We start from the raw sequence: 22,653 nt of genomic DNA, 5'->3' as shown, positions 1-22,653 counted from the left end.
ATGCAAAAATAATTTATGCATCAGGGTCGTTCTTATTCCACCACAGGAACCTAGCCAAGGCGGGCAGTACAATTATTGCCCCAAGCATGTTCACAACGAACATAAATGTTAGCAAAATACCCATATCCATTTGGAACTTAAGTGAAGAGAATACCCAGGTACTTACGCCTATAGCTAGCGTTATGCCAGTAAACAACACTGCACTTCCGCGCTCTTTCAAAGCAGCGAAATAAGCTTCTTGGACGGTAGCACCTTTCTTCAGCATTAAGCTTTTGGTAGAAAGAATATAAATACCATAGTCCACTCCGATTCCCACGCCAAGTGCGATAACTGGTAATGTAGAAACGGTGAGGCCAATTTGAAGGTATGTCATTAGTGCTTGAGCCAACACAGACACTACATATAGCGGTATTACGACGACTAACGTAGCACGTATTGAGCGGAAGCTAATTAAGCAGAGCGCGATAACAGCTCCAAATACATAAAGCATCATTGGATCTTGCGCCGCGCTCACTGCTTCATTAGTTGCAGCCATTACGCCGACAGGGCCAGAAGCAAGACTAAACTTCATATCGTCAGTTTGGTACGCATCGCGATACGACTTAACTGCATCAACAACGCGAGAGATGGTTTCTGCCTTGTGATCTTCCATAAACAGGATGATAGGCATAACTGAACAATCGCCGTTAAGTAGTCCAGATGAGGTAGGTACGCGAGAGATTGCCTGAACCAGCGTTTGTTGATTACGCGGAAGAACCTGCCATTTTACGTTCCCTTCGTTGTAACCGGCATTAACAATTTTGGCGACTGACGCAAGTGACACCGCAGACTGCACGCCCTGAACGTTTTCCATTTTCCACTGGAAGTCATCCATGGCTTTCATCACACTGTGCGAGGTACAAGCTTCCGGGGTCGTCTCTACAAGTATAGAGATATAATCCACCGTTACTTCGTATTTGTCAGTAATCAAAAAGGTGTCTTCATTGTAGCGAGAAGTTTCATGTAGCGCTGGTGCACCGGCGTGTAAGTCCCCTATTTTCATATTCTGCGCTTGGAAATGACCGAGCACGAATAAAATAGCGGTGACAATTAAAATAAACGCAGCTGGCTTTTTACGTGAACACGCAGCAATTACTTCCCAGAATTTAGAATTTGCGTTTTCTTTACCAGCAAATTTCTCTACATACTTCTGGTCTAGCTTTAAGAAACTCATAAGGACAGGAAGTAATAAAAGATTGGTAAGTATGATTACCGCAACACCCATACTTGCTGTTATGGCTAGCTCGCGAATGATACCAATATCAATAACCAGTAGCGTCATGAAGCCTACAGTATCAGATAACAAGGCAATTCCGCCGGGTACTAGAAGGTTTCTAAATGCCGCCATTGAAGCCCGTTTCGCGCCAATGCCCGTCACCGCTTGCTTTTCTACCGCGTTAATCATTTGAACGCCGTGGCTTACACCGATAGCGAATACAAGGAACGGCACTAAAATTGACATAGGGTCCATGCCAAAACCAATGGAAGTCAAAAGCCCGAGCTGCCAAATAACGGCGATAATTGAACATACCAATGGCAACACGGTAAGCATGAGGCTTCGTGAAAAGAAGTACACCATAACGGCTGTAATCGCGATAGCAATAGCGAAAAACAGTAGTACATCTTTAGCGCCATCGGCTACGTCGCCAATCATTTTCGCAAATCCAATAATATGAATTGAGGTATTTTCGTTTTCGTACTGACCACGCAGCTGCTCTTCAAGCTCTGCAGCTAACGCAAGGGTATCAAGGGGCTCGCCAGTTTGAGGGTCAATGTCCAGCAACTGTGCAGTTACCATTGCGCAGCTGTAGTCACTCGAAACCTGTCTACCAACGATGTTCGCTTTTTCCACGTTCGCAGCCACAAGCTCCAGGGCCTCTGGCCTTGATGAGTCGAAGTCTGCTGGTATGACAGGGCCGCCCGCGAAACCACCTTCTACAATTTCAGTGAAGCGTGTAGAGGGAGAGAAAAGTGAAATTACTAACGAACGGTTTACGCCATTGATGAAGAAAAGCTGGTCGTGAACGTTCTTTAACGTATCGAAAAAATTTTGATTATAAATATTATCGTTTTTATCACATACTGAAACTAGGATGTTGTTGGCCCCACCAAAATCTTGGCGGTGCTCAATATACGTTTTCATGTACTCGTGATTAAGCGGAATATTCTTTTCGAAACCTGCGTCTAGACGCATCTGTGAGGCTTGGTAACCTAGAAAAATCGTAGCAATGGCAAACAGTGCCACCACAACTTTGCGGTTACCAAACACTAATTTTTCAAGAAAATGGGTCATTGTTTTTATACTGCCCTATTTTAAATTCAACGTTTTAATGCCATTTGCAGTAACAGCAATGCTGGTACCGTTAAACTCGGTGGCGTTTAAAATCGCCGCTTTATCTTTTATTTGAGACACGGAAATGCCGTCATCACTTTGGCAATTGGATGGATTGGCATAAGGGTCACGCGTACTGGTAGGTAGCGGGCGTTGTGCACTTACCATCATGCCGTTGTTACCCAAAGCATAAACCTGTGATTCTGATTCAATTAAGATTGAATTAAGGGTGCTCGTTGAACAGGTTTGCACATATTCCCATTCCCCTTGATTTCTGTTTACGAAAATATTCCCACGAAGACCTACTGCAAGTACCGTGTTTTCATCCAGCGGTTTGATATCGAAGAAAGAGCCTGTGTAGTCGACGTAATAACGTTCCCAAGATTCACCTTTATTAACACTCTTGGCCAAAAGTCCCGCTTCACCCGCTAGATAAAGCGTATCACCATCAAGGGTTACACGGTTTAAGTGAGGCAGAATAGATTCTAGTTCTTGTTGATAGAATGCTTCATCTTCCTTGCGGACTTCTTCAAGGTACTCTTGATCAAGAGGATCCAACAAGCTCGCGTGACGCTCGGCAGTCCACGTGTTCCCACCGTCTGTCGTACGATAAAACAGGCCGTAAGCGCCTGTAGCAATGCCTTGTTGGTCATTGAAGAACAATACATCTAAAAATGGGCGTTGAAGTTCGGGTTGATAATTTTGTATCTCCCATGTTTCGCCCCTATCTGAAGAATGAAGAATGACAGCGTCGTGACCTACTGCCCATATTTTTTCGCCCACAACCGTGGTAGCGGTAAGCGTTGATTGAGTTGGCACCGCTTTTTGATTGAAAGTTTTGCCATCTTCCGAGACTAATACGTGACCGCGTTCACCGACAATAACGACAAATGAATCAGCGTCTATGTCCAAAAGAACTGATTGCTCAACCAAAGGTGCCATGAATGCTTCTTCGGCAAGTGCAGCTGTAGAGTAATTAGCTGCGAATGTGGCGGCAATGCACGCTGCAATGGTTTTTTTCATAATTAACCATTCCCCCTATTTATAATTGTCTGTATACAAAAACGGCTGGCAATTGCCAACCGTTTGTTGTGTAAGGTGATTAGCGCTTACCTTCTCGTCGCAACGCCTGAGGCGTGAATTCCACATCTCGAGGGCGTACGGTGAAGTCGTACATTTGCTCTTCGTTGTCTAGGCCAATGGCCAAATAACGACGAGAGTTTAAGTCGTAGTACGCATCAAGCGTCGACCATTGCGTAGGAACTTCATAGTAGTTAACACCATAAGCTACACCAACGCGGTAGAGTTCGCCACGATTATCATACATATCAGCTACTTGAATTTGCCAGCTATCTTCATCAATGAAGAAGACGCGCTTTTGATAAATGTGACGGAAACCTTCTTTCAACGTAGCTTCAACTACCCAAACACGGTGTTTCTCCCAACGGGTAAGGTCTGGATTAACGTGATTTGGCTTCAAGATTTCATCGTATGAAGCACTGTCTGAATGTAGTGCATAGTTGTTGTAAGCGACAAACATTTCCTGTTTACCAACAAGCTTCCAGTTGTAACGATTAGGAGAACCGTTAAACATGTCGAAATCATCAGTAGTGCGCAGGCCGTCAGCCGCTGTTCCCGGCGTATCGTAAGCGATGTTAGGAGCTAAGCGAACACGACGCTGACCAGTGTTATACGTCCAAGCTTTACGCGGCTCTTTAACCTGGTCTACGGTCTCGTGAACAAGTAACGCCGTACCTGCTAGACGGGCTGGCTTAGTTACTTTTTGTTTAAACATAAACAGAATATTTTCATCTGTTAGCTTTTCAGGTGTAGCACCTTCTTCAGCATATTTAATTAGCAACTGCTCATCAAAACCGATTACGTTGTAATCACCACCGGTAGTAACCGCTGCTTGTCCACCATTACGCTGAACCGCTGCTCCGCGATAACGAAGAATGTGGTTCCAAATTGCTTCAAGACCGTTTTGTGGTATTGGAAATGGAATACCCAACACTGCACCTTTAAGGCCATTACCGTCGTCGAGAAGCTCAGCTCGAGTTGCGTTTACCTTAGTCGCATCATAAATAGCCTGAGGGTTTGACGCAGAGCGGCGTGTTGGGTAAACCGGCATACGGAACGTTTCTGGATAAGCCTCAAAAAGCTTCTTCTGGCCTTCAGATAAGAATTCCGCATACTCTTTATAGTTCTGTGCTGTTATCTCGAACAACACCTTGTCTTCTGGGTAAGGGTCTGGGTGGTGGTCACCCACACTGTACCCTGCAGGCGCAGACGTGATACCGCCAGTCCAGGCAGGAATACTGCCATCAGCATTACCCGCTTTTTCAGCGCCGAGCGGCGTTAGTTCGTTACCTAATTTGTTTGCGTCTGCATCAGACACTTTAGCCATAACGCTTGCACCAGATAAAGCCAGTGACAAGGCGGCTGCAATAATTCCTACTTTTCTAATCATAAAAACCACTCTTAGATTGCGTATTTGATGTTAAATGAAATGAAGTCTCTGTCAGATAGCGCATTAGTTGTACCAATGCCGCCCCAGAATGCACTGTAAGACGCCGTTGCAGACCATTTACTTAAATAATCGAACGTGAAAGAAAGTGCAGCAGACTTAACATCTTCTGTGAAAAGGAATAATGGATCTGGCGTAGTACCCTCAACGTCATGAGAGAAAGTACCGCGAACTCGAAGGTTCATACCAGCGAATATTGAGTTGTAGTCAGCAACCGCCAATAAGCGATAGCCCCACGCATCGTCAGTTGCAAACGGGTTAGTCTCAGGTCCGTCTGAAAGGCCTTGGTGTAGACCTTCACGAGCGTTACCGTTAATTGGTTCAAGCGACGGTGTACGAGCAGTACCCGGTGCATTTAAGCGAATAACATCTGGGTCTGGCATGTCAACAACGTTTACATAACCTACTTCGCCTAGAAGTACGAAGTTGTCAGATCCAAATTTAGGGCCGAATACATGTGACGCGGTAAATTGCATTTGCCATGTATCAGAGAAAAGGAAACCTTCTGCGGTTTCACCTGGGCCAACCGCTCTACCAATGTTATTTAGCTGTGAGATTCCTTCAAGATCTGGACGTAAGCCTGCGTTAGCTAACTGTTCAGGCATACCCATGTAAAGCAACTCTACATCGTCTATTTGAAGTGGCTCATCGACACGATAAGCAAATTCACCCGCAAGAGCTGTAGTACCAATATTGGTGTTGAAGCTCATACCGTAAAGTTTGATGTCTTCTGGATAGTAGAATTCAGACTGCGTGAAGGCACCTAAATCTGTGATATTGTCCCTAGTAATTGTAATACTTGGATCAGCCAACATAGCAAGGTCTGAAGCTATACCTTCGGCAGTAAAGTCTGATGTTTTACCAGAAATAAGCGGACGCTGGCTGTGATAGTTAATGTGATAGAAACTAAATTCTGTTTCATTCAAATTCTCAGCAAACCACGTTAAGCGCAAGCCATACTGGCCTTGGTCGTCTGCATCGTTATGCGCCTCATCAGAGAAACCACGAATTGCAACTTTTGTCGGGTAAGCAAGATAAGCTTGAGAGATATCTGCAGCATCAGCACCTGAGCGTAATAAATCACCGTAACCATTTAAAGCAGTTAATAAGTGATCTAAGTCAATATCAGGGTTACCACTAAAGCCTAACTGAATATTCTGGCGTTGACCGCCCTCACCTGCAAAGTCGTTACCGGCGAAGTAGCTGCCTGACACAGGAAGCCAGCTGCGCTGCCACTCATATTGATAGTAACCTGAAATGCTCACCGTATCGGTTAGGCCTAAAGACGCATAAACCATACCTACCGGTAGGAATACTTCTTTTAGTTCGGCACCTGGTGCACGAGCACGCGTTACATCCACAGGGTTGGTCGTGTTGATACCATGCTGGATGAACGTACTTTCACCCCAACTTATTACTTGGCGGCCAACACGAAGCGTTAGTGGCTTGTCGCCAATCCACCAGTCGCCATAGAAGAAAGCATCATACAAACGAACATCTGTACATAAAAGGTCTTCCGCCTCTGGGTCTTGACAAAGATCGTATTGGTTGCCCGTTATTGGGTTAGAGTAAGGACGGTCACCATCCATTTGCTCGAAATCATAGAACCAGAAACCCCGAGCGAAGAAACCATAGTCGCCGAAGTTAATATCTAATTCATGTGAGCCTGAAACCTGCGTTGCGAACGCATCGCCTGGATCGTGCGCTAGGTTACCGAGGTCACCATTCGTTGAATACGCACCATCTGCTAACCCCCACACATCGCCACTTGGGTATAAAGGATTGAAAGCTGCGTGATAACCGCTCCAGTCAAACTGAGGATGGTTACTGTTACCAATAAGGTCGTAATCTCTTGCCTCTGTTCGAATACTTGTAGCTAATGTAAATGTCGAATCTAAAGAAATACTTACATCACCTACTTGCCAATTTGCAGCGTGTACTGGTACTGCAGCAGCACCTAACAGAGAGAGAACTCCCGCTGCTACCGGTGATATCTTAAAAGCGCTAGGCCCGTTTTTCATATTTTTATACTCCCAAGTCGATGTGACTTAATACGTGACATCATGACCAACCATAACGATTAACAAAATCATTACATCATTTTGCCATAACCGCAAGAACTAATCCTACCAGTTAACAAAATTTACAACATTAGTCGTATCAAATAGTTATTGCTTTATTGTGAGTATAAAAGGCATTTATAAACTTGCAGGAAAATTGTACAAGTTTAACGAGCGATAATTCGATTTATCGTTAAGTCGCTTTTTGAAGAGTGTGGCGTATTTGTGAAGACCTTGAACCTAAGATGTGCAGGCAGTTGTAGTATTGCGTAAGTTACAGCTGTGAGAAAATAAAAAGGCCCTATCCGAGCCTTTCAAAAGATTTAATTTTTTTATTAGCGTCAATGACCATTCTGAAACGGCCTTTGATACCGTTCGATGTGACAAATTGGCGAAGCCGATTCGTAGGTACCTGAACACTTAGACCGGATTCACTTAACATGACCACATCTGGCATAGACGGGGCATAAAGCACCTCACATTGTTTGTAAGGTGCGTTTATTGAAAAATAAAAGACGGAGTCTGATGCGTTAATGCTTTTCATAAGCAAGACTTTTACTTACTTTTTCAAACAAGTCTTTACTTAGGCCCTTGTGGTTAAGTAAGCGGCCAAGTTGCTGCTTCATATGAACTTGGTGTTCACTAGCGAAACCCTGCCACTGGGTTAACGGTGTAACTATACGAGCCGCAACTTGCGGGTTGACTGCATCCAGCTTAAGCAAATAGTCAGTTACAAACTTATAACCGCTCCCATCTGCAGCATGGAACCTTTCGCTATTATAAAACGCAAAACTGCCAATGACTGAGCGAACACGGTTTGGATTGCTCATTGCAAATTGCGGGTGCTCACAAAGCATTGTGATGGTGGCAAAGATATTTTCGCGATTTTGCGTTGCATGAAGCGCAAACCATTTATCTAGTACGAGTGGGTCGTGTTTCCACGTTTGTTCAAATTGAGCCATCAAGCTATCGAATGTGGCAGAACTGCAGTGTTGCGCACTTCTCAATGCTCCAAGTGTATCGGTCATGTTATCTGCATTATCAAATTGCGACACGACGAGGTCTTCGTATTGAGGTAAGCGTGCTACATGCGCAAGCACCACATTTCTGCAACGGCGCTGATTGATTGCATTTTGCGTGTAGCTGTATGCGCTTTGTTCAATGTTGTTGAACACAGCAAACAGTTCTTGCTCTAGCGCGCGAGAAAACTGGTCACAAAATGCCTTTCGAGCTTTTGAGAGCGCGGACACAGTGATATTGCTACGACTTTGACACAAGGTCTCAAAAGAAGGAATAACTAAACATTCGCCAAGTAGTTCCAGGTTATTCTGCTCCTGAGCTATAGCCTGCTTGATACCATTCCAAATATCGTTACTAATGGCAGAGCCCGGAGATTCTTCCAACTGCTTTATACAGCGGTCATACAAGGCTTGCATTGCGTCCCAGCGATTGAATGGATCTTTCGCATGTTTAAAAATGGTAAGTAATGATTCTGTATCTAGCGGGTTTTCAACTTTGGCTGGCGCTGAAAAGTTACCTAACACTACCGGTGTTAATTCACTATGTTTAGCATCTACGGTTAAACGCATTGAGGCATCTTTCAAAATAACCATACCGTCATCGATAAACGATTCGTTGTCAGTATAGGTATTGCCCTCTTTATCAATTATCTCAATATTCACTGGGATATAAAGGGGAAGCTTTTCACTTTGATCTGAAGTAACGGGCGTGTGTTGCGTCAAAGTAAAGGTATGTCTGATAGTCTCGTTGTCGCTAGCTTCTGTACTGTGCTTAACAGAGATGACAGGCGTACCAGATTGACTATACCAGCGTGTAAATTGAGTTAAATCTAAATCAGTCGCTGACTGCATGGCTGAAATAAAGTCATCGCACGTGACCGCTTGACCATCGTGCCTTCTGAAGTACTCATCCATACCTCGTCTGAATCCATCAGGACCAAGTAAGGTGTGGAACATGCGAATGACTTCAGCGCCCTTGTCATAAACTGTTACCGTGTAGAAGTTATTCATTTCAATTACTTCTTCAGGACGAATTGGGTGACTCATTGCGCTGGCGTCTTCAGCAAACTGATGTTCTCGCATTACGCGAACATGCTTAATACGGTTACTTAGTGCCGAGGTCATGTCAGCGCTAAACTGTTGGTCTCTGAAAACGGTAAGCCCTTCTTTGAGGCTTAGTTGGAACCAATCGCGACATGTAACCCGATTTCCAGTCCAATTGTGGAAATATTCGTGTGCAATAACAGACTCTACATTGAAGAAGTCATCGTCAGTCGCACTTTTTTGGTCGGCTAAAACAAACTTACTATTAAAGACGTTTAAACCTTTGTTTTCCATTGCTCCCATATTAAAGAAGTCGACGGCAACAATCATGTAGATATCTAAATCGTACTCTAGCCCAAAAACATCTTCGTCCCATTTCATCGCTCGTTTAAGAGACTCTAAAGCGAATACGCCTTGGGACTTTTTGCCTTTGTCGACATACAACTCTAGCGCAACTTCCTTACCGCTTGTCGTTGTGTAGCTATCGGTTAGTAAATCGAAATCACCGGCAACCAATGCAAAAAGGTAGCAAGGTTTGGGATGCGGGTCGTGCCATTTCACGAAATGGGTGTTTTCATCGATATCCCCTTTATCTACCGAGTTGCCGTTGGCAAGTAGCATAGGCACTGATTTGTCAGCAACCACAGTAACCGTGTAAACGGACAAAACGTCAGGGCGGTCCATAAAATAGGTAATTCGGCGAAACCCTTCCGCTTCACATTGCGTGCAATAAGCGCCGCCCGATAAGTACAAGCCTTCAAGGGCTTTATTTTGTTCAGGCGCAATGGTGTTAGTAATTTCTAAGGTAAATTCATCGAGATGAGTAGCAATGCTTAACGATGTATCTGACACTGTATATTCTTTATCAGATAAAGTATCACCGTTAATAGCAATAGCGTTTAGCGACAAGTTATCGCCATCTAGAATTAAAGGGCCGGTATGTTTTCCATTACGAGTTACGGATAATGTACTGATAACCTGCGTTTGCGTTGGATGTAGCGTAATATGTAGGTCAACTGTCGCTATTGAAAAAGCGGGCGGCTGATAATCCGCCCGGCGTTTAGCTTGAACTGACATAGATCCTCCTAAAAGAAAGCCTACGTGGGTTTATTTGGAACGTTTGGTTAAACCGTTTCTTTACTGTTAACTTCAACGTGTGGTGGTGTAATACGTAGAATCTTAATACCTAAGTACGCATACACAACAGCAAGGATCGGGTTGATTACGTTAAAGAATGCATAGAACACATAATCAAATGGGTTTACCAATAAAACACTGTGCATGTAGGCACCACAGGTGTTCCAAGGAATTAGCGGAGATGTAAGTGTACCACCGTCTTCAAGACTACGAGAAAGGTTAAGCTGGTCTAACCCTCGCTTTTTAAATTCTTCTTTGTACATGCGGCCTGGCATAACGATAGAAATATATTGATCGGCCGTTACAAGGTTAGTTCCAAAACACGTAAGAATGGTTCGACTTACCATATCACCGGCTGACTTAGCGCCAATTAATATGGCAGACACGGCACGTTTTAACAGACCTACACGCTCAAGAACGGCTCCAAAAGACATAGCACAAATGATAAGCCAAATTGTATTTAGCATAGATGACATGCCGCCGCGAGACAGCAAGCTATTTAAATTTTCATCTGGCGTAGAAAAGCTCACCCCATCAAATAGCGCTGTCCACACAACTTTCAACGCGCCAATGTTTGCAGAGTCATCGCTACTTGCCATAGATGTAACTACATCCCATTGAAACACGACAGCCCAAACGCCCCCTAACAAAGCGCCAATGAAAACCGCTGGGAAAGCCGGCATTTTCTTAATTGCTAAAGTAAGTAGAACGGCAAGAGGAATTAGCAAATGCCAGCCCAAGTCAAAAGAGTCATTAAGCAGTAGTTGCATTTGTTCAATACGCTCTGCTTTAGCTTCACCTACTTCGCTAAAGCCAAGGACAGTGAATAATACAAGGGCAATGACAAAGCTTGGAATGGTCGTCCACAGCATATAGCGGATATGCTCGAACAAATCAGTGCCTGCAACAGCGGGAGCTAAGTTAGTGGTCTCAGATAATGGCGAAATTTTGTCGCCAAAATACGCACCAGAGACAACAGCGCCAGCCGTAATAGCAGCTGACATTTCCATTCCCGCTGATACACCCATTAATGCCACACCTACCGTTGCTGCGGTAGTCCAAGAACTACCAATACTCATAGCAACTACCGCACAGATTAAACATGCAGCGGCGTAGAAAAACGATGGGTTTAGTAGCTCTAAACCAAAATAAATAAGCGTAGGCACTGTGCCGGCAAGCATCCATGTACCAATGAGTGAGCCTACGGCTAACAATATTAGGCAGGCCCCCAGAGACATGGAAATTCCATCTACGATACCCTTCTCTATCGTTTTCCAGCTGTACCCATTTTTCATGCCGATAATAGCAGCTAGGCCCATTGCCAAAAGTAACGCAATTTGGTTCGGACCGTATGATGAATTATCCGCAAACAGGTAAACCGCACTTCCCATCATGACCACTAGCGCAAGAATAGGAAGTATTGCATCGAGTAGTGACGGCGTTTTTATCTCTTTATTCGTCATTGTCGTTTTTAAAAACCTTTTTTATTGTATTTATAACGCGTTAAACGTGCTGCTTGCTGCAACTTTTAGTGCTTTAGAACACTGAGCGATAGAACATTAGCGCGATGATAACCGGGCATACAAAGCGCACGTACCAAGGCCAAATTTTCCAGAATATACTGTGCTCAGCATACTGATCGCCTTGCTTGAGTTCTTCCAGTATTGCGTCTCTACGCCATACCCAACCGGCAAAAATACATAACGCTAGCCCAAGCAGTGGCTGGCTGTACTCTGTGGTTAGTGCGATTACAAGGCCAAACAAGGTTTCGAAATTTAAAATAATGATGCAGCTTAATAAAAAGATAATCGAAGCCATTAGCACAACTGCTTTTTTACGCTGTAGACCTTTGCTTTCCACCATAAAGGCAACCGGCACTTCCAACATCGATATAGAAGAGGTTACCGCTGCGATAGCCATTAATGCGAAGAAAGTAAAAGCAACAAAAAGCCCTACAGTACCTATGGTGTCAAAAAGCGCGGGCAGTACTTTAAAAATTAGTGTATCGCCTTGAATTAACGCGCCTTCTGGCGTAAAGATTTCGACGCCGTTATTCAGCGCAACGTACATAGCTGGAATAATAAGCATACCAGCAATAACGGCTACCCCAATGTCAACTAAAGCAACAGAAGCACCAATGGACGGTAAGTTTTCATTTTTGCTGAGGTATGAGCCGTAGACCAGCATAGTACCTACACCTAATGACATTGAGAAAAACGCTTGCCCCATTGCATTGATTAGTAGTTCTGGGTCGAGAACACGGGAGAAGTCAGGCACTAGATAAGCTGACCAACCTTCGACTGCACCGGGCTGAAGGCTTACGTAAACAATAAGCGCGAGGATTAATATAACCAAAGTTGGCATAAGTCGTACTGACCACTTCTCAATACCTGACTTTACACCACCAACAACGATAAATGCGGTTAACCCCATGAATAAAAAGCAAAAAATAATGTTACGCGTAACCGATGAAGTAAGCAACCAGTCGCTTACATCGCTTAATCCGACTAAACTAACAGCAGCATCGGCGAAATAAACTAGCATCCATCCACCAACAATTGCGTAGAAGGCAAGAATGAGCGAAACGGTAACACAGCCCCATATTCCGGTGAGTCTTCCGGCGAAGTTACCTGATATTTTACCTAACGCGTCAACCATATTTGAACGGGAACTGCGTCCAATAATAAGTTCAGCCATGAGAACTGGGTAAGCAAGAACGAATGCAAGGAGTAAGTAAACAAGAACAAACGCAGCCCCTCCGTTACTCGCTACTTTTGTGGGGAAACCCCAAATATTGCCGAGTCCAACTGCTGAGCCTGCCGCTGCTAGCACGAACCCTATTCGAGAGGAAAATTCGCCTCTGATAGCCATGTTATTTCCCTTTATTATTGTTTTATTAGTTTATTTATAGACACAAAAAAAGGGCTGGCCCTAGACCAGCCCTTTTCTCTAATCACTTAGTTTCTTGTGATAGCGTAACGGCCTGTTTCAATCATATCGAAGGTGATGTTGGCTGCTTCATCCAAGAATGGATCTAATTCTTCCATATCTTCCGGTAAGTCGTCCAATGATGTGACAGTTTCCATTCCCATTCGCTGTAAACGTTCGTTAGCACGTGCGAGAGATTTCTCTTCCGCCTCTTTCTTGTCTGCTTCGCGCACAGACTTCACCAGTGAGATAAAGTTCTTATCTTTGTTTTCTTTGTATTCTTCAATATCGTCATAAATATAAGAAAACTCTGGGTTTTGCAGAATGCGTTTGTTGTGTTTGGCTGTTAATACGTCCAATGCGGCAGTGCCGTCAGCAAATGTCGTATAGTTAGCACGATTTATACTGTCCCATGGAAGTGCGTTTTCAGCTTGAGCTTCGCCCCACTCTGATGGCTCTACAGCAGATGGATAAAGGATGTCAGGAATAACGCCCTTATGCTGAGTGCTTCCGCCATCAATACGATAGAACTTAGCGATAGTGAATTGAACACTGCCAAGTGGATTATCGTAAAGGTCATAAATTTTGCCTAAGCCGCGGTGTTGTTGAACTGTACCTTTACCAAAAGTTTGTTCGCCAACAATGAGTGCGCGGTTATAGTCTTGCATGGCCGCTGCAAAAATTTCTGATGCAGAAGCGCTATAGCGATCAACTAATACCGTCAGTGGACCATCGTAGGCGACCTCACCGTCAGTATCTCGATTTACGCTCACTTTGCTTTGACCATAGCGAATTTGAACTACTGGGCCTTTTTCTATGAATAAGCCGGTTAACAATGTGGCCTCGGTAAGTGAGCCACCTCCGTTGCCGCGTAAATCAACAATCACGCCCTTTACGTTTTGTGCTTTCAAGCTTTCTATTTCTTTTGCAACATCCATGCTTAGATTGTTGTAAAAGCTAGGAATGGTGATTACACCTAAGGGTTCGCCTGCGTGAGGGCCTGTATCAGGTACATATACTTCAGACTTAGCGGCGCGATCTTCAAGTTTAATTTTATCGCGAGTAAGACTAACCACCGAGGTAGTTTTAGACTCAGAGGCGCCTTTTTCAACTTGTAATCGAACAGTGCTTCCTTTCGGGCCTTTGATAAGCTCAACGACCTCGTCTAGTCGCCATCCAATTACGTCTACAAATTCTTCATCATCTTGCGCTACACCAACAATCTTATCTTCAGGCTTTATTGCGCCCGACTCGTCTGCTGGACCGCCTGGCACTACACTTTTTATAACCGTGTAATCATCTTCGCTTTGCAATACCGCACCGATACCTTCAAACGACAAGTTCATGTCCATTTGGAAACGTTCAGCATTTCGCGGAGATAAATAACTAGTGTGGGCTTCTATGGTGCGTGCAAAGGCATTCATTGCAGTTTGGAACACGTCTTCGCTTTTTGCTTGCTTTGTACGTTTAATTGCTCGCGTGTAACGTTTGGTAAGCAGCTCTTTCGCTTCATCCCAAGTTTTGTCAGCAAGTATCAAATTCAACGCATCATACTTAACCCGTTGACGCCAGATCTCATCAAGCTCAGCTTTACTTGCAGGCCAATCTGCATCTTCTCTATCGTAAAAGAATTTATCGCCTTCTTTTTCGAAATCGAATGGCCCTTTTTCTAACAATGATAATGCAAACTCGTAACGTTCAATGCGACGCTTCGCACTTACGTTATACATATCGTAGGCAACTGAAAGGTTACCTTTACTCAGCGCATCATCGAACAGGGTGCGGTATTTTTCAAAACCTACCACGTCAGACAATAACAATACTTGCTTGTTGTGATCTAAACTATCGATAAAGCGCTGATAAACTCGAGCAGAGAGCGCGTCATCCAACGATATTTCCTTGTAATGCGCCCTTGTAAAAAGTGCACTTACTCGCTTTGCCGCAACACTGTGTTGAGATTCCTGCTGTAAAATAGGAAGCTCGTCTACCTCTGGTGTTGACGTAACGGCACCAGCTCCTACCCCTACGGTAAGAAAAGCACTGGCGATGGAAATTCGAAGGATGTCTCTCATATTTTACGACCTCTTGGAGCGTGCCAAACGTAAAGCGTCTGCGTTTACTTTAACCACCATGCCTGAGTCTAATTGAACGTGGATGCCATCTTTAGCAACTTCGGTAATTACTGCTGGCATAGGTGCTTTACCTAATTTAACGGTAACTTGCGTACCTTGCTGTAAATCGCTGTCGGTCAATTTCGCAGGTGGTGTATTGTTTGGTCTGTTATTTTTCGGTTTAGTTCCGCGCTTACTATCAGCATGGTCCGAATTTGCAGATTTTTCACCTTTTGGGCGATTAAATTGACGTTTGTCTTTACGCTTAGGCTGTTGTGCAAGCTTAGCTTTACGCTTTTCAGCGGCTTTTGCTTTGCTTTCCTCAAGCTGCTGTTGCGCGTGATCAGCATGTTCTTTTTCAATCGCATCGCCTTCAACGCCGTCTAAATCTACACGGTTCGCACCTTCTTTGATGCTATAAAGATAGCGCCAGCTGTTGGTGTAATGACGTAATGTAGAGCGAAGAAGCGTCTTGCTAACGCGTTCCTCCTCTTCTAAGCGAGTGGCAAGATCTTGAAAAATACCGATCTTAAGTGGGCGGGCCTCGCCTTCAATGCTAAAACATTTCGGAAAGGTCTCTGCAAGGAAAGCTATCACTTCCTTACTGTTAGTAAACTTCTCTGGTGATTCCATTAACTTTCTAAATTATTCAGGAGATTTCATCGTTACTTGCATCATCCCAAGTTGCCAGCGTGTGGTCAACCCAATCAAGCAATTCGTCGTCATCTATTTCTAATAAATGCTTATCTTGTTGCCAAGATTCCCATGCGTAGTGCAAAATTTGCTCTAAACGCTGTGTTTCAATATCTTCTTCTGCATTGTCATAAACCGCGTGAAGAATAAAGTTTAAACGTTCAGATGCCTCATCTGGGTCATCATGAAAGTCTTCCATATCTTCAAATGTGGATAAAACAACGTGTATATCGACACTGGATTTCATAATTATTTCTGCGAATCCATGAGAATTTGAGCAATTTCGACGAGCCCTTTTTCGTCTTCTTCGTTAAAGCGTTCAAAAACAGGGCTGTCGATATCAAGTACGCCGATAAGCTTATCATTGAGTACAAGTGGAACAACAATCTCAGAGTTAGACGCGGCATCACAAGCAATGTGTCCTGCAAACTGATGAACATCTGCTATGCGCTGAACGGTTCTGGTACTTGCACTTGTACCGCAAACGCCCTTTCCTAGGGGAATACGAATGCAAGCGGGCTGACCTTGGAATGGACCAAGTACCAATTGCTCTTCTTTAAAAAGGTAAAAACCTGCCCAATTTACCTCTTCGAGGTTATTGAAAAGCAGCGCACTGATGTTGGCCATATTGGCAATAAGATCATGCTCATCAGAAACCAAGCTCTTTGCTTGGGCAACTAACCGGCTGTACTGTTGTTCTTTCAAACGAATTTCCTGCTATTGAACAATATTAAAAGACACATTAACCCGCGCTTCTACACGCTCTTGCCCAGGTAAAGACATAGACATGTCTTTGGCAAAAGCTTCAGCGCGCATTACTGGAATCGGCATATTGCCACCAGATTCTGAGATTGCAACTACTTCACCTACTTCCACCTCTAATTCTTTCGCCAACAGGTGGGCGCGTTGCTTTGCGTCTTTCACTGCAGCAATAAGTGCTTTTTGGTATGCATCGCCTTCACCAATAGTAATAAAATTAAACTGTTGGATACGGTCAACACCACGTTTTAGCACGCCATCTAGCACTTTATCGTAGGTTTCAAGATCAGTTGAGGTGACAGTTATATCACGAGACAGAGTGAAACCTTCTTGCTGTCGCCCCTGTGGTGTATTGGTATAACGAGGTTGCAAGCGCACTTGCATACTTTGAATATGCTTCTCATCTATGCCTTGATTAAGTAAAAACTTAACGATAGAACGCAAGTCTGCATCTAGTCGCGTATTAAGTTTGCCTACAGTCGCTCCCTCTTCTTCAACAACCAGCTTCACTGAGTAAGCATTTGGTGTCACTTCTACAGCGCCTACGCCTTGCACATTTATTACTGCATCTTGCGCTGCCTGAGCAAACGTTGGGGCGGACAATGCGATTACTGCTGATGCCCAAAACGCTCTGCTAAACGTAATTAGTTTTGTATGCGTAAATAATTTCATAATGATTCCTTTTCAGACGACATCTTTATTCACTGTGTTATTGAGAATAAATGTATATGGCTGAACAGTGTATGAATGTAATCGATGCAGAAAATATTAGCACTGAACTATAAGCTAAAGAGTTACTACTTCGTCGAGCAGCATTATTTATAAGGTAAGCCCCTTGTTAACAATAGAAAACAAAGGGTATTGATGGGCTAACTTCACAAGATGAAGCTAAGAAAGCCAACACGTTCAATAACCTAGTTCGCTGAACATGTTGGCGTTTTATAGACATTAGGTAAGAGTAGACACTTGGGGTTGGTTACCTTGGTTTATTTCAATACGGTACTATTTCAATACGCTTCGCAACGCTGCTAAACAGTGGTCAATGTTGCGTGGCTTACACGCATAACCCATTAGCCCGATACGCCATACTTTGCCTGCATGATCGCCCAGCCCAGCTCCTATTTCTAAATTGAAGTCTTGAAGCAATTGCTTTCGCACGGCTGCATCATCTACGCCATCTGGTATTTTGACAACATTTAGCTGAGGTAAACGATAAGTACTGTCTACGGTTAACTCTAAACCAAGGTCATTTAAACCTTGTGCAAGTTTTTCGTGACCTGAAGCATGTCGCTTCCACGCATTTTCTAACCCTTCTTCTTTTAGTATTAGAAGTGATTCGTACATCGCATACATGCTGTTAACGGGCGCGGTATGATGGTACGCACGTTTTGCGCCTTGGCCCCAGTAACCGACAATCAAATTCATGTCTAAGAACCAGCTTTGCACTTTTGTTTTTCTGTTTTGAATAACGTGAACTGCTTTATCGCTAAAAGAAACAGGTGAAATACCTGGCACGCAACTTAAGCATTTTTGTGAGCCTGAATAAATCGCATCAATTTCCCACCCATCAACGTCTAACTCAATGCCGCCTAACGAAGTAACCGCGTCGACGATACTTAAACAACCATATTTTTTAGCTAGTTCGCAGAGTGCTTTTGCTTCATTACGCACACCTGTTGATGTTTCTGCATGAACAAAGGCAAGAATTTTTATATCGGGGTTGGCTTTTAGGGCATCCTCAACAGCGTTAAGGTCGGTTTGCTCACCCCACGTATTATTGATGGTAATAGCTTCACCACCGCATCGCTCAACATTTTCGACCATGCGGTTACCAAAAACGCCGTTAATGCATACAAGTACTTTATCACCAGGCTCTACCAGATTAACAAAACACGCTTCCATACCCGCAGAGCCCGGGGCGGAAATGGGCATAGTGAGGGCATTTTCGGTTTTAAAAGCATATTGCAACAGCTGTTTCGTTTGATCCATTAACTCAATAAATAGAGGATCCAAATGACCTAAAGTAGGTCTGGCCATGGCATTTAGTATTCTGGGATTAACGTCGGATGGTCCTGGACCCATCAAGGTACGCTCAGGCGGTATAAAAGTAGAAAAAGATTGCATAATCCTTCCTTATTTTTGAGAGAGCCAATTATTATAGTGAGTGTCTTGCCTTTTAAGCATGACCAATGCCGTCATACTACAAGTTTGGTCAAAAGGAACAACCGTCTGTTTTGAACATAAATAACATGAATGAACGCTATGCAATACATTCGATTTTATGTATGTGAAGGGTGTTCAATGTTAGGAAGGTGGGAAAGGTATAACTGAGTGAATAAGTGCGTCAAATTGACTAAAAATTTTTACCACATCCGACCAGCATTTAGTTCATTGATATATTTAAGGTTATTTCTATACTTAGGTTAGTAATCAGGGTGTAAGATAAAATTCACACAATTGCTGTTTATATTTTGAGCTAATTTAAACTATACTCATTGTTCGTTTAAAGTTTTTTATTTAAACTCTCCCTGTAAAAGTTAGCGCACGGCTCAGCAATGAGCCATTCCCCTAGGCCCGGAACGTTTGTTCTGGGCATTTTTTATGGGGAAAGAAAAATTAAATGGCGAGTAGGATGATTACTCATCAATCTGTTGCAAAGATGTCATGTAAGTCTTTGCGTTGCTGACATAGTGGTCTGCTGAGGCCTTTAACTTTGGCTCTACGTTTTCATCAAAAGTCCTGATAACTTTGCCAGGCGCCCCTACAACTAAGCTGTAGTCTGGGATTTCCATATTTTCAGTGATTAGTGCATTAGCGCCAATAATACAAAACTTTCCAATTTTCGCACCGTTTAGCACCACGGCGTTAATACCTATCAACGAATAATCGCCAATTTCACAACCGTGGAGCATAACTTTATGACCTACTGTCACTCCTTTGCCAAGGACCAAAGGAATTCCCGCATCGGTATGTAACACGCTACCGTCTTGGATATTTGTATTCTCACCAACTGTTATTTTGTCCATGTCGCCGCGGATTACCGCGTTAAACCAAACACTGGCTCCCTCTTGAAGTTCAGTGTTTCCAATGACGTGAGCGCCCGGTGCAATAAAAGCGCTCTGGTGAACTTGCGGTGTTGTTGAACCTAACTTATAACGCATTCGCTTATTCCCTATTCGTCTACTTTTCTCATTAACCCTTCTTGCATGGTTGATGCAATAAGTTCGCCCTTTTGATTAAAAATCTGACCGCGAACTAAGCCCCTAGATCCGCCGCTAAATGGGCTTTCCATTGCATATAACATCCATTCATTCATGCTAATTGGGCGATGAAACCACATTGCATGATCAATGGTTGCGATGCGAAGTGACTTATCAGTTACAGCAACGCCATGCGGTTGTAATGATGTACTTAAAAAATGATAGTCTGACGCATAAGCAAGTGCTGCTTGGTGTACGGCAAGTTGTGCATCCATGGTATCTCTTGCTTTTAACCAAATATAGCGGGTAGGTTCACGCTTAGCTGAGTGATATGAATTAGCTGCATCTACGGTGCGAATATCAACCGGTTTGTGGTAGCTCAACGCTTCCTGCATAGGGCGCGCTATTTTGTTGAAATTCGCCTCGTAAAACTCTATGTCAGATTGCACTTCTTCAGGTCCAGGAACATTAGGCATGGTCGGATTTTGATGCTCCATGCCTTCTTGTGGCACTTGGAAAGATGCTGTCATATAGAAAATATTTCTGCCGTCTTGTATCGCTTTGACGCGACGAGCTGAGAAACTTCTTCCGTCTCTTACTATTTCTACGTCGTATACAACCGGTTTTTTAGCATCGCCTGGTAATAGGAAATAAGTATGAAATGAGTGGGCCACTCTGTCTGGTGATACGGTCTCATAGGCTGCTGCCAGAGCTTGTCCCAAAACTTGCCCGCCAAATAAAGCTCTAAAGCCTAAATCCCAGCTTTGACCTCGATAGATGCCAGCTTCCACTGTTTCAAGTTCAAATAGTGATGATAGTTTAATCTCGGACATGTTGTACGTTCTCTTCAATAACTGCTTTGGGGTTTCGCGGATAATATTTTTCAGGCAATTTTGCTTTATGCTCAAAAAAGCGCGTATCTTTATAGGGTAACTTCATAAACCCTGAAATGCCTAGCCCTTTTATGTTAGGGATTTGTTGCACTAGTTGCGCCAATAACGCTTTAAAGCGCTTCTCTTGGCTATGGTCAAGCAACGTATAATAGTTGTGTATCTTCAGGTGTTTAGGCAATGCTTCAAATATAATGCATCCAGTGTGGTGTATCGAGTTTAACTGTACAATAGTTTCAATGATATCCTGCGGCAGTTTTAGTAGTTCATCAGGGTCGTCGCCATCTTCAAAATAAGAGTGTGTTCGACTTTCATCTTTGTGTGCAGAAACACGTGACAATTCATAAGGAATGGAAAGGTCATTACCAGGCAGAAAGTCTTCATCTTCGCTGTCGCGTTCAATATGAAGCGTATTCTTCGCATTAAACATACAGCATTTAAATACCGCTGGTTTGTGTATGGCTCTCGCTAAATTGATGACGTTATTTACCGCTAGATCAAAGGCAGTTTTGAGGGTTTCATCATACAAATTCAAGCTGGAATCTACATAAATACCCTCTGGCTCCCAACGCACCGCCATACCACCTACTACTGGGTAGCGCCCCAATCGGCTAATTGCCGACACGAAGGCTTTCTCAGTATCACCCATACCTTGCAGGTAGTTTTTGTAATAGCGGTCAAATTGCGCATCGTCTATGTAGCGTAACTCTTCTACGTCTCTATCATCTAAAGAATCAGATAGCAGCACCTGTTGGCGTAAATAAGACTTGCGCGAACTATAAACGACGGTTTCTATATCAGCATTAAGAGTATGAGTGAGCCAAGTGGGTATTAAGGGTGTGTATTGCGTCTGTTTGTCTTGGGTGAAAACCATGTTTTTTAAAACATGAAGGTGGTTAAACAAATAATCGCCACCCTGTCTTCTTTTAACAGGATCATCACTCAACATATACTCCAAAATATTGGCAAGCATTTTGGGTAAACCAAGGGATGATGGCGTAATAACTTTACTGCCATAGCGACAAGATTGCCCAGATGCTAGTGCGTATAGGGTGCTAGCTAAACCCTGCTCATCAAAACGCGGGCTGGAAAGCGCCCCATTTAATTGTTCTTCGCCAATAAAGTAAACGTCGCCCAGCCGTGCGTTCGTCTGATGAAGTTCGCCGGACATCAAATCCATGACGTTGTTACCCACATATTGCCCAGCAATGTCGGTCTGAGCGAAGACGGAAGACCCCCAGTCTATCAAGCCTATGGATTCATTAGTGGCATCCCAGACCAGATTTGATGGTTTAATATCGCCGTGGACAATAGGCTTAGTTTCGCCATTCTCGCTGTATTGGCGGAAACTCGACAAAAGCTCGCCCACTTGAACGGCTATTTTCACGATAATTCGGGGAGGCAAAGGGCCTGTTTTCAAGCTTACTTTTTCTAAATCTTCACCAGGCGCTCTGCCCATAACTAAGATTGATTGCTTACGTATCTGCTGATATTCAATAAAACGCGGCACAAACTTGTGGTTAACGTGAGAAAGCATAAAAGCTTCTTCTTCTAAGCGGTCTTGGACATGCTGCGGCAAGGTTATACGCGAGAACTTAAATACTCGTGATTCTCCACTTGGCGCATTCCCTGCAAATGCAAAACCAAATGCGCCTTTTCCTAAAAGCTCAATATCGCTATACCCCAACCCTGCAAGTTGAGACATACAGAGATTTACCCAGTCTTTCAATTTTTTTGCATCCGCATGGGATAGCAAGTAAATCGACTGTTCGTCTGGTATGTAAAAGTGTTTTAAACCTTTGAGCTGAGACATTTCATTGTTTCACGGTTATGGGATTATTCTTATGCCTTTTATGCGGTAACAAGATAATAAGCAAAGCGCCTACCGTATTTAGCCCCTAATTGACCGTCAAT

17 protein-coding genes are annotated in these 22,653 nt (G+C 43.6%); all 17 read right to left on the bottom strand.

Features of this window, described 5'->3' with window-relative positions; genetic code table 11:
* Positions 1-13 precede the first annotated feature (13 nt).
* Positions 14-2,332 carry an efflux RND transporter permease subunit gene (locus PCAR9_RS09995; RefSeq protein WP_179983471.1) on the bottom strand — a complete coding sequence of 773 codons (2,319 nt, stop codon included), beginning with the start codon at positions 2,330-2,332 and terminating at the stop codon, positions 14-16.
* A 15-nt stretch (positions 2,333-2,347) separates the two neighbouring features.
* Positions 2,348-3,394, bottom strand: a complete 1,047-nt coding sequence (locus PCAR9_RS09990) for a WD40/YVTN/BNR-like repeat-containing protein (protein WP_179983470.1) — start codon at positions 3,392-3,394, stop codon at positions 2,348-2,350.
* Positions 3,395-3,473: 79 nt separating this feature from the next.
* Entirely contained in the window at positions 3,474-4,841 is a 1,368-nt protein-coding gene (locus PCAR9_RS09985) for a DUF1329 domain-containing protein (protein WP_179983469.1), read from the bottom strand.
* Between the two features lie 11 nt (positions 4,842-4,852).
* Positions 4,853-6,919, bottom strand: coding sequence for a DUF1302 domain-containing protein (locus tag PCAR9_RS09980; protein ID WP_179983468.1), 2,067 nt, complete (start codon positions 6,917-6,919; stop codon positions 4,853-4,855).
* Positions 6,920-7,259: 340 nt separating this feature from the next.
* Positions 7,260-7,502: a DUF2835 family protein gene (locus PCAR9_RS09975; RefSeq protein ID WP_179983467.1), complete on the bottom strand. Its 243-nt coding sequence runs from the start codon at positions 7,500-7,502 to the stop codon at positions 7,260-7,262.
* Positions 7,489-10,098, bottom strand: a complete 2,610-nt coding sequence (gene pepN / locus PCAR9_RS09970; RefSeq protein ID WP_179983466.1) for an aminopeptidase N — start codon at positions 10,096-10,098, stop codon at positions 7,489-7,491. The genes PCAR9_RS09975 and pepN overlap by 14 nt, the downstream gene beginning before the upstream one ends.
* 47 nt (positions 10,099-10,145) lie before the next feature.
* Positions 10,146-11,621 carry a Na+/H+ antiporter NhaC gene (gene nhaC / locus PCAR9_RS09965; RefSeq protein WP_179983465.1) on the bottom strand — a complete coding sequence of 492 codons (1,476 nt, stop codon included), beginning with the start codon at positions 11,619-11,621 and terminating at the stop codon, positions 10,146-10,148.
* Between the two features lie 73 nt (positions 11,622-11,694).
* Positions 11,695-13,029 (bottom strand): sodium-dependent transporter, encoded by a 1,335-nt coding sequence (locus PCAR9_RS09960; protein ID WP_179983464.1) that lies wholly within the window; start codon positions 13,027-13,029, stop codon positions 11,695-11,697.
* A gap of 86 nt (positions 13,030-13,115) precedes the next feature.
* A complete protein-coding gene (prc, locus tag PCAR9_RS09955; RefSeq protein ID WP_179983463.1) occupies positions 13,116-15,158 on the bottom strand; it encodes a carboxy terminal-processing peptidase in 2,043 nt (680 codons plus the stop codon).
* Positions 15,159-15,161: 3 nt separating this feature from the next.
* Positions 15,162-15,830 (bottom strand): RNA chaperone ProQ, encoded by a 669-nt coding sequence (gene proQ / locus PCAR9_RS09950; RefSeq protein ID WP_118494787.1) that lies wholly within the window; start codon positions 15,828-15,830, stop codon positions 15,162-15,164.
* A 16-nt stretch (positions 15,831-15,846) separates the two neighbouring features.
* On the bottom strand, positions 15,847-16,137 hold the full coding sequence (locus tag PCAR9_RS09945) for a hypothetical protein (RefSeq protein ID WP_118494789.1): 291 nt from the start codon (positions 16,135-16,137) through the stop codon (positions 15,847-15,849).
* Positions 16,138-16,139: 2 nt separating this feature from the next.
* Positions 16,140-16,595, bottom strand: coding sequence for a free L-methionine (R)-S-oxide reductase MsrC (gene msrC / locus PCAR9_RS09940; RefSeq protein WP_179983462.1), 456 nt, complete (start codon positions 16,593-16,595; stop codon positions 16,140-16,142).
* A gap of 12 nt (positions 16,596-16,607) precedes the next feature.
* Positions 16,608-17,321 carry an SIMPL domain-containing protein gene (locus PCAR9_RS09935; RefSeq protein ID WP_179983461.1) on the bottom strand — a complete coding sequence of 238 codons (714 nt, stop codon included), beginning with the start codon at positions 17,319-17,321 and terminating at the stop codon, positions 16,608-16,610.
* A 330-nt stretch (positions 17,322-17,651) separates the two neighbouring features.
* Entirely contained in the window at positions 17,652-18,773 is a 1,122-nt protein-coding gene (locus PCAR9_RS09930) for a pyridoxal-phosphate-dependent aminotransferase family protein (protein WP_232091170.1), read from the bottom strand.
* Between the two features lie 512 nt (positions 18,774-19,285).
* A complete protein-coding gene (locus tag PCAR9_RS09925) occupies positions 19,286-19,810 on the bottom strand; it encodes a gamma carbonic anhydrase family protein (RefSeq protein WP_179983460.1) in 525 nt (174 codons plus the stop codon).
* Between the two features lie 11 nt (positions 19,811-19,821).
* On the bottom strand, positions 19,822-20,682 hold the full coding sequence (gene tesB, locus PCAR9_RS09920) for an acyl-CoA thioesterase II (RefSeq protein ID WP_179983459.1): 861 nt from the start codon (positions 20,680-20,682) through the stop codon (positions 19,822-19,824).
* The gene (locus tag PCAR9_RS09915) at positions 20,669-22,552 is read right to left on the bottom strand and encodes a protein kinase domain-containing protein (RefSeq protein ID WP_179983458.1); all 1,884 of its coding nucleotides are present in this window, start codon (positions 22,550-22,552) and stop codon (positions 20,669-20,671) included. Before PCAR9_RS09915 ends, tesB begins: the two co-directional genes overlap by 14 nt.
* Between the last annotated feature and the right edge of the window lie 101 nt (positions 22,553-22,653).

Source organism: Alteromonas macleodii, from assembly GCF_903772925.1.
In the GTDB taxonomy this organism is placed as follows: Bacteria; Pseudomonadota; Gammaproteobacteria; order Enterobacterales; family Alteromonadaceae; genus Alteromonas; species Alteromonas macleodii_A.
Note: the sequence above shows the minus strand (reverse complement) of the source record. Positions and strands in the feature narration are given on the sequence as shown.